This is a genomic window from Mesorhizobium sp. M0496 (assembly GCF_040321205.1).
Taxonomy (GTDB): Bacteria; Pseudomonadota; Alphaproteobacteria; order Rhizobiales; family Rhizobiaceae; genus Mesorhizobium.
Genome location: NZ_JAMYRC010000029.1, coordinates 61,764 through 77,329, shown reverse-complemented (window position 1 = coordinate 77,329; position 15,566 = coordinate 61,764). Strand labels below are relative to the sequence as shown.

Genomic DNA, 15,566 nt, shown 5'->3' with positions numbered 1-15,566 from the left:
GGGATGCGGCTTTGAGGGTCTCGGTGAGCTAGGCGTGAGGATCGACCGTAGTCGCGACGAGCGGATCGCCGGGATCGACAGTTGACTTTTTACTGCCTTGGGCGAGCAGTCCTCGTCTGGGTAAAGCCAGGGGGCGGCTGGGCCGATGTGCTGATGAGCAGTTGCGCAGTTGTCTCGCGATCGCTCGAGGCACCCGAAGAGCATTTTTGCTGAGCTGCGGATTGACCGAACGGTAAGACCCTATGTCCGCCTCTGCCGGTGAGGTGGCTCGCCCTACACTGCGCGTCCGAGGGTTGCTCAGGCGATCCGAGCCGATGCTCATCACAGGAAGACGAGCCGTGGCTGGGGAACGCCATCGCGATTGCGGACGCTGGCGGGGAGGGAGAAGTTCGCTTCTTCGGCGAGGTCGACGCGTCGGATGAGAGCATGCGCCGAGTTGTCCAGCGGATCGCCATCAAGTTCGACCGGCTGTATTTCTGTTACGGGGCCGGCCCGACCGGCTAGGGTCTCTATCGACTGATCCGTTCGCTCGGCTTGAATGCTGGTGATCGGGTGAAGGAAACGCCGGGATTTGCGCTGGCTCGACTGCTGCGCGCCGGCGAACTGACGGATGTGTGGTCCCTGATGAAGGTCACGAAGCCATGCGGGATCTCGTCCGCGCACGGGCGGCCGCAAACGAGAGCTTCGCGTCCGCCGGCAGCATGTGAGCGCCTTCAGACTCTACGCTGGACCGCTGGACCGCTGGACCGAAAGGCCGAGCGTGATTGCTCATGTCGCAGGCTTCACCGGAATCTTGCAGGTCGATAGCTATGGCGGCTATCGCGCGCTGGCCGACAAAGCGGAGTCACGCTCGCCTTCTGCTCGGCGCGAGTCCGTCGGCGCTTCTATGAACTGGCAGCAGCCGGTCCCGCGCGCCGATCGCCAGCGAGGCGCCGAGACAGACGGCCGAACTCTACAGGATCGAAGATCACATCTGCGGCCGATCGACCGACGAACGCCTTGCTGCACGTGGGGAGAAGAGTACTCCAATCGTCGCTGCACTCGACCATGGCCGCGTGAGAAGCTCGGCCTAATCAGTCAGAAGGGCCAAGCTCGCAGAGGCAATCCGCTACACGCTCTCACAGTCGCTCGAGCTTCCTCGAAGACGGCCGCATCTCCGTCTGTGGACGCCCAAAATCAACCGATCCGGCGTGTCGCCGAATTGAGAACTGACTCCCCTATTTGCCTCACCGAGGACTGTTACCCAGCGCGATAGAGATGGCCCCTATCTCCCTCCGTCGCAGCTGAGGGAGATCGGGGCCAGTCTTCAGCCAGCCGCCAAAGAGGATGATCAGTTGGTGCCGCTGAGGCCCGACGAGCGCTGGTCGCTCGACTTCGTATCACCAACTCACCGACGACTCCCGCCTTAACCAGCGGCAACGCAATGTGTCATTTCCACATCCAAGTTCTTGGATATCACCGATCAAAGATCTGTCATCGAAGAGCCTCGGACCAGAGGCCGGTTACGCCGGTAAACCGAGATATGACGTTTGGATTCTTTGGCAAATGCACCTCTCGTCCAATCTCCCCAGCGCTCCGCTAATTCCAGTCCTGCGCACTCGGCCATCGTATCGAGCTCCTGATGATAAACGTAACGAACGCGATGTGGTAAACGTCTGACCTGTGTACCGGAAAACCAGAGGAGGGTTGAAACGAACGTCTGAGTTAGTGGATCGTGGACGGCAGCATTGAGGATCGTATTCTCATGATCCACGAGTAGAGTACTGGTTTGCTGGCCGCTGACGAGCCCATCCAAGGGCGGCACGCCCACGTCTATCACCATAGTCCCCCCATCATCTAGCGCTTCCACGGCAGATCGCAGGCAAGCTATTTGTGCTTCGCGCGTGACTACAAACGTGAACGTGTTCCAAACACAATACACGAGGTTGTAGCGTTGCTCTGATCTGAAATTGGCAATATCCGCCTTCCAAAACTTGACCAGATCGGTTCGCCTGGCGAGAAGTTTCAACATGCTGTCCGAATTGTCGACACCTTCGACCCTGACGCCGCGCTCGCTCAACGGCACTGCCACGCGTCCGTCGCCAATACCAAGCTCGAGAGCACTCCCTCCGCTCGCATATCGCTCAAGAAAGGCGGCCGTCTCGGCCGCCTCATCCCTCTTGCCTCGCAAGATGGAAAATTTTTCATAGATTGAAGCCCAATCCTCGTTGTAGATGAATTTGTCAGTCATATGATTCTCCTACATTATATATTGGATCTATTGGCTGGATGAATTGTAACATGCAAGAGTATACCCTTTCTATATAACTGTTAGGGTTACATCCAAATCATCTATGTGGATATCGAACGGCTCTGTCCTTCGTGAACGTCACGATTTGAGACGCAAGAGCTATGCCAACGCAAAAACCGTTTGGTTCAACAAGTTTCGCTCTCGATTCTGTGTGTTCGCTACGGGACAATTTGTCAGGCAACGGACAAGAATTGCGTCGCGAAGGGCACCCTTGATTTGGCGTAAGAGTTGGGTAATGAAGTTAATCCAGCGGAACGCCGCGCCTTCGCCCGCATCGAGGCAACCTCAAGGACCTTGGCATCAGCGCCATCACGAAGCTCGACAAAGGCTCCGCCGAACACATCTTTCACGTGATCTACTGCGCCCGCGGCCAGCCCGAAAATCTGATCAATGCACAAGTTCCAGCTCGCCTCCGACCGGTCCAGCTAGCTCTCACGGACTGCCAACCAAGTCCACCTCGTCCCGCACACCGCTGCATACTGGCTGTGACCTGTGACCTGCCCCTAAGAATTTCCTCCATCTGAGATTAGAGTCCGGCCCTTGATCGAAGGACGGACTGATGAAGAGAAAGCGGTTCACAGAAGAGCAGATCATTGCGGTTCTGCGCGAGCATGAGGCGGGTGTAAAGGCGGGCGATCTGGCCCGCAAGCACGGGGTCTCGGAGGCGACGCTGTATAATTGGAAGGCGAAGTATGGCGGGATGGACGTGTCCGACGCCAAGCGGCTGAAGGCGCTGGAAGACGAGAACGCCAAGCTGAAGAAGCTGCTCGCCGATCAGATGCTGGAAGCCTCGGCGCTGCGTGAGCTTCTGTCAAAAAAATGGTAGGGCCCGCCGCCAAGCGCGAAGCCGTCGCGCATCTGCAGGCCGTCATGGGTCTGTCGGAGCGTCGGGCCTGTTCCTTTGTGGGCGCCGATCGCAAGATGATCCGCTACCGGTCAAGGCGTCCGCCCGAGACGGAGCTGCGTGGCAGGTTGCGCGACCTCGCCAATGAGCGCCGACGCTTTGGCTACAGGCGGCTGTTCATCCTGCTCAGGCGCGAGGGCGAGGCATCTGGGGTCAACCGCATCTATCGTCTGTACCGCGAGGAGGGCCTGACGGTGCGCAAGCGCCGGGCAAGGCGGCGAGCGGTCGGCACGCGGGCGCCGATCCTGGTCGAGGCAAAGCCGAACGCGCGCTGGTCGCTGGATTTCGTGCATGACCAGTTCGCCTGCGGCCGCAGGTTTCGCGTGCTCAACGTCGTCGACGACGTGACGCGCGAATGCCTGGCGGCGATCCCGGACACCTCGATCTCCGGCCGTCGGGTTGCCCGTGAACTGACGGAACTGATCACCCAGCGCGGCAAGCCACGCATGATCGTCTCCGATCACGGCACCGAGTTCACCTCGAACGCCATCCTCGCCTGGTCGAAGGATTACAGGATCGAATGGCACTACATCGCGCCGGGCAAGCCGATGCAGAACGGCTATGTCGAGAGTTTCAACGGCCGGATGCGCGATGAGCTGTTGAACGAGAGCCTGTTCTTCGGTCTCGACCACGCCCGAAGCGCCATCGCCGAATGGAGGGAGGACTTCAACACCGCGAGGCCACATTCCTCGCTCGGCTACCAGACCCCGGCAGCCTATGCCCAGGTCATCACCGCAACCGGCTCCGACGCTGTGCTGATGGAAGGCTCCGCGCCTCCGCCGGTTGCTCAACCCGCGCCACAAGGCGTAACAAAAACGGTCGAGGCTCTAATCGCAGCTGGATGACAGTTCAGTAGCAGGTCACGCTGACAAAGGAGGAGTTTGTGACAGCAGCGTGGGATGTCGTCGGCCGGGATGGTCATTGACGAAGCACGCAGCCTGATCCGGCAGCGCAATGAGATCGAAGCGCAGGCCGACGAGTTGTTGCGGCACAGCCAGGATTATCAGCTCCTGCGACAAATGGCATTGGACCGATCAACGCATTGACCATCATTGTCGAAGCCGGCGATCTTCGCCGTTTCGCTCATCATCGCCGGTTTCTAAAGTTCTGCGGGCTGGACCTGTCGACAAAGCAGTCAGGCCAATATCAGGGCCAGACCCGCCTTTCCAAATTCGCCAGGTGGAAGAACCTCTGTCAGCTAGGGCGGTGAGGGCATCGCTTCGATGACCCTGTAGATAATGTTCGGGTCTTCCGCCTGGATCAGAAGCTCGTGTTGAAGACGATGAGGGCCGTCTTCGTGCGGACCCTGTGTTGCTATGGACGAGACCTTTTTCCTTGCCGGTGGAAGCCGCCTGGTTCGACGACTTGACCAACGTCACGCAGCAAGGGCATGCTGACGACCAGAGAGACCTTGACTGCAGGCTCCATTTCGTTCCGCGCTTAGGAGGTTGTCCGACACGATCATGCAGGGGTAGCCGCAATGCTCGGCGACGATGTCGAGTTCGCGGGCGGCAATCGCAGCCGGCCGAAGCAGCGCGCTCCTCAAGCAGTACCGCCAACTGAGTTATCAGGAGCTGGCCTTCCATCTGGAGGATTCCGCATCGTTTCGGGCTTTTGCGCGGCTGCGGTGGTCCATGCGAGCCCGCAGAAGTCGGTACTCAAAAGACGATCAGCGCGATCCGGCCTGAGACTTGGGGACACATCCGTCGACGACATTTTGCCGACCACCAGCGCGCTCCCGCCCGCCCACACCAGACGATGCCTTCTGGAAGAAGCTAAATGCCTGTAAATGCGTTAGAAAAGAAGCGTTTATGGACGAAGACCAGCGTAGCGTGCGCCCGCCTCGGGCATCTCTGTCTTGTAACCGGGGCGTCCTTCTCTCGATGATTGGTCCCGCCTTATTACCTCTATGAATGTCTCCACAATTGCCGAGTGGCGCGAAAACTTTTCACTGCCGCGGCGCCAAAATACCACATAATGGTATGTGGCTGCCGGCTCAAAAGGAATGATCCTCAAATCGAACATCTGGTAATGCTTCGCAATAAATTCATTATCGACTGTGATACCGATTCCATAGGCCATAAAGGACGCATCCAAGCCTATTGTGTCCGAATAGATCTTGGGCTTTGCTGGAAATTCCCCCCTACCGAACGTCAAGTTTCCCATCTTGTTCGATGTGTATTCCGTCTCCAGAAGGATAAGCGGCTCATGAGCGATGTCGTCTACAGTTATGATGTCTTTATCAGCAAGACGATGGCCAGGATGCAACACGCAGACGCTCTTGCTTTCGGCCACTATGTGCCACTCAAAGAAGCGCTCGTCTAACGGCAGCCGAGAGATTCCGATATCGGCCTCTCCCGTCACCACACTTTGTGCTATTTGATCGTATCGTTGTGCCTTGAAATGAAACTCCAGTGACGGATCCAGATTGTCGACCGCGAGAACGATTTTCGGGACGAGTCCGAACGAGAGTATATGCGGTGCGGCAATGGTCAGACGGTTTTCCTTTGTGCGGAAAGAGTTGGTTATTTCCTTCTCGATGCGCCCTAGTGTCTCGAAGTATCTGTCGAGCCGATTATAAATTTCGATCGCGTGTGTGGTCGGGATAAGGCCACGGCGATCTCGCGTGAACAGCTTTTCGCCAACAGCGTCTTCGAACAGTTTGAGATACTGGCTTACGGCCGACTGGGTGATGCCGAGTTCTCTGCCAGCCCGCCTTGTGGAGCCGGTCCTAATGATCTCCCGGAAAATCTGAGCGGACCTGAACGCGGGCTTGCTGTTTCGGCCTGAAAGCTCTTCCATTGCGTTTGCCCGAATTTGCAGCTGCCGAAAGCCCCAACGATCCGTTTGCCTGCTATATCAGAAAAATTAATAGGGCGTCACAAAAATTTAATAAATTGACGAGTTTTGCGGTTCCTCTCATCTTTCAGCATGCAAACTAGCTGATCGAGCACGTCAGGGAAAACATCAGATCTGACGTATTGGATTAGCGGCCACCCGGCACGTGCCGAGAGTTCATAATAAGAGAACACCTCTAACAGGATGGCACAGATTTAATCGCAGCGTTCAGCCAAACGTCCAAGGCAATCACAAGGGACCCTTCCCGCCAAAGTTAGCTGACAATCATTCGGCAGCAATATCTCCTTAGATCAAAAGTAGCTATCAGCTTCACCGCAGTCTCTGTTGCTCCAAGAGAGGCCGCCGCTAACCTTGATATACATGGATTCAATTCAAATCATGAGCTCATCGTTTACTATTGCGTTAACTGGACAGTCTCTCATTTACCATGATCTTCGGCACGTATCGGGTGGGGAATTTGCGGCAATTAAAGAACTGATCCAGAACGCAGACGTCTCGTTCACGAATTTAGAGACCACCATTCTCGGCCGGCATGGTGGTTGGCCAATGAAGGGCGCTTATTTCCAGTGCTCTCCATCGGTCGTCTTAGATAGTTTGAAGGATATTGGCTTTAGCGCACTTGCTCTTTCCAATAATCATGCGTTTGATCTTGGGCCTGCAGGAGTGCTGTCCACGCTTGAGGAAGTGGACCAGCGTGAGTTTCTGCATGCTGGAATTGGCGTGGATGCCAGCGACGCGAGTAAGGCTGGTATAAAGCAATTCGGAAAGAGGAAGGTCGCTCTCGTCTCGATGGATGCCGGTCCGGGGCCAGCTATAATGTATGCTGACAATGCGACTGACACCCGTCCTGCTCGACCAGGGGTGAACAAACTCGACGTCTCGCGGGTATTCGAGGTCGATGATAAAAAATTCGCGAATCTGCGTGCCATTCAGGAAATGTTCCTAAGCAACGCTATGGAGCGCGGAAACTACGCGCAGCCGAACGATCCTCGCGAACCGGCATCGTCCGATGAGATTGACTTTTACGGAACCATTTTTCGCCGATCGCCCGAGAACTGCCGCAGGATCATCCTCGATGAGGAAAGCCTACAAAGTCAGCTTGCGGCGATCCGGAAGGCCTCGTCCGCGGGTGCCTTCGTCATCTCCTACCTTCACCATCATCATTGGGAACCGGATTGGCGCGAAGTTCCCGGGTGGGTTCAGTCTTTTGCGCGATCTTGTATAGATGCGGGAGCGAACGCGTTCGCTAGCCACGGGGCACCGGTGTTGCAACCGATTGAAGTCTACCGGGGAGCTCCGATCTTCTATGGATTGGGAAATTTCCTTTTTCATCTACCTGAAGGGGAGGACGAATGGAGTTCACCGGATATCTGGAAAAGCATCGTCGCGACATGCAGCTTCGATGGCAAAAACCATTTGCAGTCAATCGACCTCACTCCAATCGTGATTGGGGGGGAGCAACAACTTAGCAGCAATAATTATCATGAGCGTATTGTGCCCGTGCCCGCTTCAAAAGGGCTGGCTTATTCCATGCTCGAAGATCTGTCTCGACGCTCGCAGAAGTATGGAACAAGAATCGTAGTGGAGGATGCTCGGGTTATTTTGCCCAACCGCATTCGACGCAGCTTCGACGCCACCCCGAGCACGTAGCGTCCATACGAGCTTCGAACAGGCGCCGCACCCCCCATTATTTGCGCCTAAGAGGATGATGGAGATGTGTTTTCAAAGCCGCGCGCGACATCGAGAACGTGAAAAAACTGGACATGCACAACGACCGCCTGAGCTTGCATGAAATCGCCCGGCGTGTGGACACCAAGAGCGCCGATTACTGTGCGCTCAGTGATCGCATCTGGACCATGCCGGAACTCGCCTTCGAGGAGCATCGCTCGGTCGCTGAGCAGATTACCTTATAGAGCGCGAGGGTTTTCGTATCATGAAAAACGTCGGCGGCATACCCACCGCCTTCGTGGCGGAACGTGGAGGCGGCGGATCCATCGTCGGTTTTCTGGGCGAGTTTGATGCGCTGCCGGCTCTCGCGCAAGTTTCGGGCGTGACCGAGCACAAGCCTACCACCAAGGGCGCGCCCGGGCATGGCTGCGGGCATAATCTTTTGGGTGCCGGATCTGCGCTCGCAGCCGTGGCGTTGAAGGACGCGCTTGCAGCGGGACGCATCGCAGGTACGGTGCGCTATTACGGCTGCCCGGCGGAGGAGAGCGGCTCAGGCAAGACTTTCATGGCACGGGCTGGTCTCTTCGATGATCTCGATGGCCGCCTGCTGCTGGCATCCTGGCGTTGTCAACCAGGTGCAGACCACCTCTTTCCTCGCCTGCATCCAGGCTCGCTTCTGCTTCACGGGCCGCGCGTCGCATGCGGCGGTTTCTCCGTACCTAGGCCGCAGCGCGCTCGACGCGGTAGAACTGATGAACGTCGGCGTGAATTACATGCGCGAGCACATGCCCTCCGATGCCCGCGTCCATTACGCCATTACGAACACTGGCGGCGATGCGCCGAACGTGGTGCAGGCCTATGCGGAATCACTAGTGCGTTCGCCGAATTTGCCGGAGGCGGAGCGCCTGTTCAAGCGCGTGTCGAAGATCGCTGATGGCGCGGCGGTGATGACGGAAACCGCCGTCAAGGTGCAGATCACGGATGCAAACTCGAACGTTCTGCCTAATAGAGTGCTGCAGGAGGTCATGTACGAGAACATGAAGCGCCTCGGCCGCCCGGGCTTCGATGAGACGGATTATGCTTTCGCCGAACAACTGCAAAAGAACGCGCTCACGAAGGAGGAGATTGTATCAAGCGTTGCGCCTTTTGATCGTTCGCTGGCAACACACACGATGGGCTTCTTCCAATTCCTGTACGCGAAGAAGTGATGATGGGCAGCACCGATGTGGGCGATGTGAGCTGGATCGTGCCCACGGTTCAGTGCAACACGGCCTGCTTTGCTATCGGTACGCAGTTCCACACGTGGCAGCTCGTCGCCCAAGGGAATCTGCCCGCAGCCCATAAGGGTATGGTGCTCGCGGCGAAGGCGATGGCCACCACGGCGGCCGACTGCCTGCGCAATCCCGATATCATCGCTCGCGCCAAAGCAGAATTGAAGGAGCGTACCGGCGGGCGACGCTACATTTGCCCGATCCCGCCGGAGGTCACGCCAGACGACCTGCGTTCCTAGGTGTTTGATCCGGGCTCGCATGGCGATGCTGAGGTCAAGAGGTGTGTTAGGGCGTTAGGGCGGCATCGTGTTGCTCCAATTGGTGGCGGAATCCAGAGCTGGGCCCGATTGCGTGACACGGCTCGGTCAATCGAGCCTAATCAAACTCACATACGGTCGCCGCTTGAGACGGCTGCACCAATATCCCGCTTGCGGCGGCAGGGGCCCAGAAGGCGAGACCCGTCTTTGATACGGCATTCTAGCCTAGCCAGCTGGGATCTCGGTTCGCCTCCTGGATCCGCCGAGGCTGATCAGGCCTCGAGGGATGAGTGTATCGGTGTGATTTTGTCAGACAGCCATTATGACGGCACCTTCGATGACGACGCCCGCGGTCACGTATTTCCACAGCGCCACCAGCAGCTTCCTTGCAAGGGCGACGATGGTTGTCTTTTTCAGGCGCCCCTGATTGCGCATCACGCGTTCGTGGAAGCAGCGGGTAAGCGCTGAGCTCGGTTGATTGCGCAGCCACAGCCAGGCCAACTCGATCATCGTCGTTCGCAGTCGGGGGGTGCCGGCCTTCGAGACGCTGGACCGATCTGCTCTGCCAAGGCGTCGGCGCGAGCCCGGCATAGGCGGCGACCTGCCGGCGATTATCGAAGGGCCGGAACAGCCCGTCCGCGTAGAGGATGGCGGCGCACTCGGGGCCGATACCCTTGAGATCGAGCAATGTCGCTGCTGGAGTTTCGGCGACTTCGATTGCCAGCGGAGCGTCGCGCTCGGCCTCGGTCGAGCTCGCGACGGATTTGCCCCTTCAGATGTTCTCGGCCGTCGCCGGTCCTCAACTCATCAAGCCGACGTCGCCGGTCACGTCCCAGCGGCTCGTAGCCGGTGATGCCCTGAGCAAACAGCAGGCCCTTGATCCGGTTGACATGGCAGGTCCGCTCACCAACCAGAACCTTGGGTTCACGGCCGACGCGCCGATGGTCCTCCTCCTTGACGCTCGGTATCCTAACCATCGCGCATAGTCGAAGGCGGTGCCGCGCTTAGCATGCCTGGTCGGGAGTCCCGCGCGCAGCTCGACCGATCTGAACTTGCGGGCGAGCAAGGCCGGCCAGGCTCAGATGTAATCGCTATCCTTGCTCAGCATGTGCCAGATGACCATTGCAAGCTTGCGCGCAGCCGCGACGGCCCACGATATGCTTCCCGCGACGCGAAGCAACCCGCTTGTAGAAGGCGCGCAGAGGACCCGGCGAGCGCGCAGCCGCCTATGCCGCCTCGACCAGCATTCCCCGCCCACGGCCGCGGCCCTGCTTCGTGATGCGGCCACGAGTCGCAGCGCACCCGGGCGAGTCGTACGGGCGGCCAGATCCAGATAATTCGCGAACTCGCAGTTCATCTGCATACGATGCCCCGCCCGCACGTACGTGCTCCCGGTGCCCCGTGGCCGCTTAACACCAGCCGAGTTCGCCACCACCTTCAGTCTGCGACGGTCGCTCGCGCTGCGCTATGCGGAAGGCTACGCTCCAGCGTCCGTCGCTTCATCCGCCCAGCAGGCCACAACCCACGTCGAAAACGAACTCAAAGGGATAGAAACTGGTGAAGGATCAGTTCGCCCGACTTCGTAGCTGCGAAGCAGGACCTGGGCTATATCAGTAAAATTAATAGGGCGTCACAAAAACGTAATAAATTGACCAGTTTTGCGATTCCTTCCATCGTTTGACATGCGAACTAGTGAGCAAACTCAAACGGATTATTCCTCATGGCCAGGATTTGATCCCGGCCGGCAAAGCGCGGCGTCCCGGGAGAGCTGGTACGAAATCGATCTGGGTGCGATCAGGCACAATTATCGTCAATTGCGCACGCATCTGCCCGGAACGGTGAAAATTTTCGCCTGCTTGAAGCGCAATGGATATGGCTGTGGAGCGGGGCCCGTCGCCCGTGTCCTAGCGGCAGAGGGGGCTGACGGCTTTGCTGTCGCCACGCTACCGGATGCTATGTCCATTCGTGAAATTGGCATTAATCTCCCGATTCTGCTCTATCCCGGTCCTCTGCCGATAGCAGCAAAAACAATTGAAGCGCTCGGACTCACCGTCACCGTCTCCAACGTGGATGAACTGGAGCGCTGGCGTGCGGCCATGAGCACCACCCGCATCTTTGTTAAGGCCGACCTAGGGTTCTTCAGGGCCGGGGCCACGCCGCAGGAGATGGGTCGACTTCTCGCGGCCGCGCACGCCTGTAACGACGTCGAAGTACAGGGACTCTACGCCCATCTCAGTGAGTTGCCCACATCGACGCCTTCGGGTGCAAGCGAGCAATTCTCGCGCCTGCAGCGGATTCTACGGGAGGCCGAGGCGTCCGGCACTCGTCCCCCTATCACCATGATGTCGAGCACCGCAGCCGTGCTTCAGTATCCCGCGATGGATCTCGATGCGGTGGATCCCGGGGCCTTGTTTGTCGGTCTTCCCGAGACGGATCGACCCACGCGGCCCGTCACCCTACGGCCGGCCCTTAAAGCCATTTCGACATGCCTCGTCTCCGTCAAGCGGATCGATGGTTCTCTCGGGCCGATACCAGACATACCCGGTTTTCGGTCGAGAATGACGATCGGTGTCTTGGGTATGGGGTGGGGGGATGGCCTTCCGCGTCACCTCCCAGTCCAGGCGGAAGCGTTGGTGAGGGGGCAGCGCGCGCGCTTGGTTCCTCCCGCGCATCTCGAACACCTGCGCATCGACCTTACGGACGTCCCTGATGCGAGATTCGGCGACCAAGTGCTCCTGCTTGGGCAGCAAGGGCTCCAGACAATCACGCAGGAAGAGGTCGCCGCTCAATGGGGCACAGACCTCATCGGTCTCTATGCCCAACTCCGAGATCACATCCCCCGTGTCTACGTCTGAAAATCCAAGGCAAGAAAGAGGAATTCGGAATGAATGCAATCAAAACAGCACCGTCAGTCCTACTAATAGCAATGTTCAGTCAGGAGAGCGGGCAGCAATGACGGCCATTATAACGGCGGTTCCTAGCCCTCGCCATACAGTGGCCAACGACGCGGCCGAAGCGATCCACGTCGAGAACCTACACAAGAACTTTGGCGCGCTCCATGTATTGAAGGGGGTCTCTCTATCTGCGCGAGACGGCGATGTGGTCGCGGTCATCGGTGGCAGCGGCTCCGGCAAATCAACGCTACTTCGCTGTATCAACTGCCTGGAAGACCCGACTAGCGGTGTTATCAGGGTAAATGGTGAGGAAATTCGCCTGAAGCGGCATGGCGCTGGGAACAGTGTCCCGGCGGACCGAAAGCAGATCGAACGCATTCGTTCCAGGCTCGGCATGGTCTTTCAGAGCTTCAATCTCTGGAGCCACATGACCCTACTCGAAAACGTGATCGAGGTGCCGGTTCATGTGCTCGGCGTCAGCCGGAAAGTAGCGATCGTTGATGCCGAGAAGCTGCTTGCAAGAGTGGGGCTTCTGGAAAAGCGGGATGTTTACCCAGCATTTCTGTCAGGCGGGCAGCAGCAGCGTGGCGCAATCGCTCGGGCGCTTGCGGTCCAGCCACGTGTCATGCTCTTCGACGAACCAACTTCATCACTCGATCCTGAACTCATCGGCGAGGTGCTGGGCGTCATTGGCGGCTTGGCCCGTGAAGGCCGCACCATGATCCTAGTCACGCACGAAATGAAATTTGCCCGCGAGGTCGCGACCCACGTGGTCTTTCTCCACGAGGGCCGCGTCGAGGAAGAAGGCCCTCCGGAAGCAATATTCGCCTCTCCGAAATCGGAGAGGCTTCAACAGTTCATCCGCAGAGTAACGTAGCGGATGGAAAACCAGCGTCAACAATAACCGTAAAGGGGAACAATCATGAATGTACTTTCCAAAATTTTGACAGCAGTAGCAATCTTTTGCGCATCGACTTTGATGGCGCAAGCTGAGCAGGTGAAGGTCGGAATCGCTGCAGAGCCTTCCCCACCGTTCGCCTCCCTGGACGCCTCAGGAAAATGGGTCGGCTGGGAGATTGAAATCATTGACGCGATCTGCGCCGAGGCAAAATTCCACTGTGTCGTTACGCCAGTTGCTTGGGACGGGATCATTCCTTCTCTGACGTCCAAGAAAATCGATGTCATCATGGCCGGGATGTCAATCACAGAGAAGCGCAAAAAGACGATCGACTTCTCCGACAAGTACTTTAGTGACAGCGGGTACACGATTGCCGGCCCCAAGGGCGTTGCGATGCACCCTACGCCTGAAGGCCTCAAGGGCAAGATCCTCGGTATTCAGGTCTCTACCAACGCCGAAGTCTACGCCAGCAAGCACTTCAAAGACAGCTTGGCCGAGATGAAAACGTACCAGACACAGGATGAGATCAATCAGGACCTAGTCGCCGGCAGGATCGACGCCATTCTGGCCAGCCCGCTTACCATTGATCAAGTCATGAAGACTGAACAGGGCAAGGCCTGCTGCGAGATTAAGGGCAAGGTTGCCAATGATCCTGATATTATGGCGCCGGGCGTCGGGGCGGGTCTGCGCAAAGGAGACACCGAGCTCAAGGAAAAGATCAACGCTGCGATCAAGAGAATCCGTGCAAACGGTAAGTACGACGAGATTACGAGGAAGTATTTCGATTTCGACATCTATGGGGGCTGAAGACACTTTTTCCTTGGTGAAATTTTCATGGCAAATCGACCCTCGCAATCACCGTTCCTCGCAAGTGGGAGATAGGACAGCTTGGTGAGGGTCAATTCTCAAAGCCATTAAAGGAAGCGCTCATGACCGACTCTCTATTTTTGGCGCTGGCTCAGACTGGCATTTTCGAATTGCTTGCACCTACGCCGCCTGGATGGGGCGGAAATCTGCTGCGCGGATTCATTAATTCAGTCGAGATCGGCGTCGGCGCCTTTTCCCTGGGACTGCTTATTGGCACTGGCGGTGCATACGGCAAGGTCTATGGCGGACATGTACTCCGCGATTTGCTTCAAGTCTACACCACCCTCATCCGAGCGGTGCCGGAACTCGTGCTAATTCTGCTCATCTATTTCATGGTTCCGGACCTGATCAATCGCCTCCTAGACATTCTCGGGTACGGACGGATCGACGTCAGCGGCCCCATAGCAGGCATCGTTGCGCTCGGCTTTGTACAAGGTGCATATGCAACGGAGGTGCTGCGCGGCGCGATCCTCGCGGTACCGCAAGGCCAAATCGAGGCGGGACGCGCCTTTGGTATGAAGCCTACGATGCTGATGCGACGCATCACTCTGCCTGCGATGCTGCCCTTCGCAATCCCAGGTCTTGCGAATCTCTGGGTGATCGCATTCAAGAGCACAGCTCTTCTGGCCGTTGTCGGCTTCAACGAACTGACCCTCGAAACACGACAGGCTGCGGGCGCTACAAAAGCCTACTTCACCTTCTTCATGGCCGCTGGTATGCTTTACTTATTGCTCACCTTGATCTCCAACGTCCTGATTGGAGGCGTCGAGCATTGGGCGAGGCGCGGCCAGCCGCCGATAGCGGAGAGCCGCTGATGACCTATTCCCCCACTGCCTCCGCGAGGTGGCGCCCGGTTGCCTTGTTGGCGCCACATCGCATTGCCTTGATCGCGATAGCCATTGCGTTGATCACCTTAGCAGCTGTCTTAATGCGATGGGACTGGCTTGCCGATTACTACACGCTTGCAATTGTCGGTTTATGGCGAACGATCTGGATTCTGATCGTGACCAGTATTTTTGGATTTGTCTTAGCTGTGCCGCTTGGACTCGCGCAAGTGACGGGGCCGATTTGGCTCAGTCTTCCAGCGAAAGCTTTCTGCACCGTCATTCGGGGCACGCCGTTGCTTCTGCAAATCTGGTTGCTCTATTATGGGCTTGGCTCGCTCTTCCCGCAATATCCATGGATTCGCGAATCCGATCTCTGGCCCCTTGTTCGACAGGCGTGGCCTTACGCTGTACTCGCCTTGACGCTGTCCTTCGCAGGTTATGTGGGCGAGATTATGCGCGGTGCCTTGGCTGGCGTGCCGCGCGGCCAGCTCGAGGCCGCACGCGCTTTCGGTATGAGCCGTTGGAAACTATTTCGCCGGATCTGGTTGCCGCAAGCAGTCCATAAGGCGTTGCCGACGTTGGCTGGTGAAACAGTGGGGCAGCTCAAAGCGACACCGCTCGTCGCTACGATCACGGTTATCGACCTTTATGCCGTTGCTCTCCGAGTTCGTCAGGACACATTCGTCATATACGAGCCATTCCTCCTGCTGGCATTGGCATACATGGTTCTCACAGGATGCCTAGTATGGTTTTTCAATAGTCTCGAGGCGCGTATCCCGGTCCGAGTAGGGTGACGCGGGCTGAACCGGTGCGCGGTGAGCAGCTAGTCTG

The 15,566-nt window shown here is 57.6% G+C and carries 10 protein-coding genes and 8 pseudogenes; 13 read left to right on the top strand and 5 right to left on the bottom strand.

Going from position 1 to position 15,566, the window contains the following annotated elements:
* Nucleotides 1–342: 342 nt before the first annotated feature.
* Nucleotides 343–730, top strand: a pseudogene (locus NKI73_RS22600) (transposase); the annotation flags it as partial.
* Nucleotides 731–736: 6 nt separating this feature from the next.
* Nucleotides 737–1,161: pseudogene (locus NKI73_RS22595) on the top strand (IS66 family transposase); the annotation flags it as partial.
* 301 nt (nt 1,162–1,462) lie between these two features.
* On the opposite strand, the gene NKI73_RS22590 reads toward NKI73_RS22595, so the two are convergent.
* Nucleotides 1,463–2,230, bottom strand: coding sequence for a class I SAM-dependent DNA methyltransferase (locus NKI73_RS22590; RefSeq protein WP_023784668.1), 768 nt, complete (start codon nt 2,228–2,230; stop codon nt 1,463–1,465).
* A gap of 309 nt (nt 2,231–2,539) precedes the next feature.
* Here NKI73_RS22590 and NKI73_RS22585 point away from each other — a divergent pair.
* The 4 genes and pseudogenes from NKI73_RS22585 to NKI73_RS22570 all read left to right on the top strand — a co-directional run.
* Nucleotides 2,540–2,716 (top strand): annotated as a pseudogene (locus NKI73_RS22585) (transposase); the annotation flags it as partial.
* Nucleotides 2,717–2,849: 133 nt separating this feature from the next.
* A protein-coding gene (locus NKI73_RS22580; protein WP_156939434.1) for an IS3 family transposase occupies nt 2,850–4,039 on the top strand; the annotation gives its coding sequence in 2 pieces (ribosomal slippage) (nt 2,850–3,102 and nt 3,102–4,039; 1,191 coding nt in all).
* Between the two features lie 69 nt (nt 4,040–4,108).
* Nucleotides 4,109–4,368 (top strand): annotated as a pseudogene (locus tag NKI73_RS22575) (transposase); the annotation flags it as partial.
* A gap of 361 nt (nt 4,369–4,729) precedes the next feature.
* Nucleotides 4,730–4,904: pseudogene (locus NKI73_RS22570) on the top strand (ISNCY family transposase); the annotation flags it as partial.
* A 99-nt stretch (nt 4,905–5,003) separates the two neighbouring features.
* On the opposite strand, the gene NKI73_RS22565 reads toward NKI73_RS22570, so the two are convergent.
* Nucleotides 5,004–5,996: a LysR family transcriptional regulator gene (locus tag NKI73_RS22565; protein WP_023785110.1), complete on the bottom strand. Its 993-nt coding sequence runs from the start codon at nt 5,994–5,996 to the stop codon at nt 5,004–5,006.
* Nucleotides 5,997–6,431: 435 nt separating this feature from the next.
* Between NKI73_RS22565 and NKI73_RS22560 the strand changes: the two genes are divergently transcribed.
* Nucleotides 6,432–7,703 (top strand): CapA family protein, encoded by a 1,272-nt coding sequence (locus NKI73_RS22560; protein WP_051410266.1) that lies wholly within the window; start codon nt 6,432–6,434, stop codon nt 7,701–7,703.
* Between the two features lie 113 nt (nt 7,704–7,816).
* Nucleotides 7,817–9,231 (top strand): annotated as a pseudogene (locus NKI73_RS22555) (M20 family metallopeptidase).
* 327 nt (nt 9,232–9,558) lie between these two features.
* On the opposite strand, the gene NKI73_RS22550 reads toward NKI73_RS22555, so the two are convergent.
* From NKI73_RS22550 to NKI73_RS33700, 3 genes and pseudogenes are all read right to left on the bottom strand, one after another.
* Complete coding sequence (locus tag NKI73_RS22550; RefSeq protein ID WP_023785115.1) at nt 9,559–9,759, bottom strand: hypothetical protein; 201 nt, start codon at nt 9,757–9,759, stop codon at nt 9,559–9,561.
* A gap of 25 nt (nt 9,760–9,784) precedes the next feature.
* A pseudogene (locus NKI73_RS22545) lies at nt 9,785–9,937 on the bottom strand (transposase); the annotation flags it as partial.
* Between the two features lie 55 nt (nt 9,938–9,992).
* Nucleotides 9,993–10,238: pseudogene (locus NKI73_RS33700) on the bottom strand (IS110 family transposase); the annotation flags it as partial.
* 693 nt (nt 10,239–10,931) lie between these two features.
* Here NKI73_RS33700 and alr point away from each other — a divergent pair.
* The 5 genes from alr (at nt 10,932) to NKI73_RS22520 (ending at nt 15,529) form a co-directional block, all read left to right on the top strand.
* Complete coding sequence (gene alr / locus NKI73_RS22540; protein ID WP_051410265.1) at nt 10,932–12,104, top strand: alanine racemase; 1,173 nt, start codon at nt 10,932–10,934, stop codon at nt 12,102–12,104.
* Nucleotides 12,105–12,201: 97 nt separating this feature from the next.
* Nucleotides 12,202–13,020 (top strand): ABC transporter ATP-binding protein, encoded by an 819-nt coding sequence (locus NKI73_RS22535; RefSeq protein ID WP_352633032.1) that lies wholly within the window; start codon nt 12,202–12,204, stop codon nt 13,018–13,020.
* Nucleotides 13,021–13,062: 42 nt separating this feature from the next.
* Entirely contained in the window at nt 13,063–13,848 is a 786-nt protein-coding gene (locus NKI73_RS22530) for a transporter substrate-binding domain-containing protein (protein WP_502909590.1), read from the top strand.
* Between the two features lie 122 nt (nt 13,849–13,970).
* The gene (locus tag NKI73_RS22525) at nt 13,971–14,723 is read left to right on the top strand and encodes an ABC transporter permease (RefSeq protein ID WP_023785121.1); all 753 of its coding nucleotides are present in this window, start codon (nt 13,971–13,973) and stop codon (nt 14,721–14,723) included.
* On the top strand, nt 14,723–15,529 hold the full coding sequence (locus NKI73_RS22520; RefSeq protein ID WP_023785122.1) for an ABC transporter permease: 807 nt from the start codon (nt 14,723–14,725) through the stop codon (nt 15,527–15,529). The genes NKI73_RS22525 and NKI73_RS22520 overlap by 1 nt, the downstream gene beginning before the upstream one ends.
* Nucleotides 15,530–15,566 lie beyond the last annotated feature (37 nt).

Excerpts from the sequence above, each read along its gene's own strand:
- alr (WP_051410265.1), top strand. The coding sequence starts at position 10,932 with ATGCGAACTAGTGAGCAAACTCAAACGGATTATTCCTCATGGCCAGGA.
- NKI73_RS22525 (WP_023785121.1), top strand. The coding sequence starts at position 13,971 with ATGACCGACTCTCTATTTTTGGCGCTGGCTCAGACTGGCATTTTCGAA.
- NKI73_RS22535 (WP_352633032.1), top strand. The coding sequence starts at position 12,202 with ATGACGGCCATTATAACGGCGGTTCCTAGCCCTCGCCATACAGTGGCC.
- NKI73_RS22560 (WP_051410266.1), top strand. The coding sequence starts at position 6,432 with ATGAGCTCATCGTTTACTATTGCGTTAACTGGACAGTCTCTCATTTAC.
- NKI73_RS22590 (WP_023784668.1), bottom strand. The coding sequence starts at position 2,230 with ATGACTGACAAATTCATCTACAACGAGGATTGGGCTTCAATCTATGAA.
- NKI73_RS22520 (WP_023785122.1), top strand. The coding sequence starts at position 14,723 with ATGACCTATTCCCCCACTGCCTCCGCGAGGTGGCGCCCGGTTGCCTTG.
- NKI73_RS22550 (WP_023785115.1), bottom strand. The coding sequence starts at position 9,759 with ATGATCGAGTTGGCCTGGCTGTGGCTGCGCAATCAACCGAGCTCAGCG.
- NKI73_RS22565 (WP_023785110.1), bottom strand. The coding sequence starts at position 5,996 with ATGGAAGAGCTTTCAGGCCGAAACAGCAAGCCCGCGTTCAGGTCCGCT.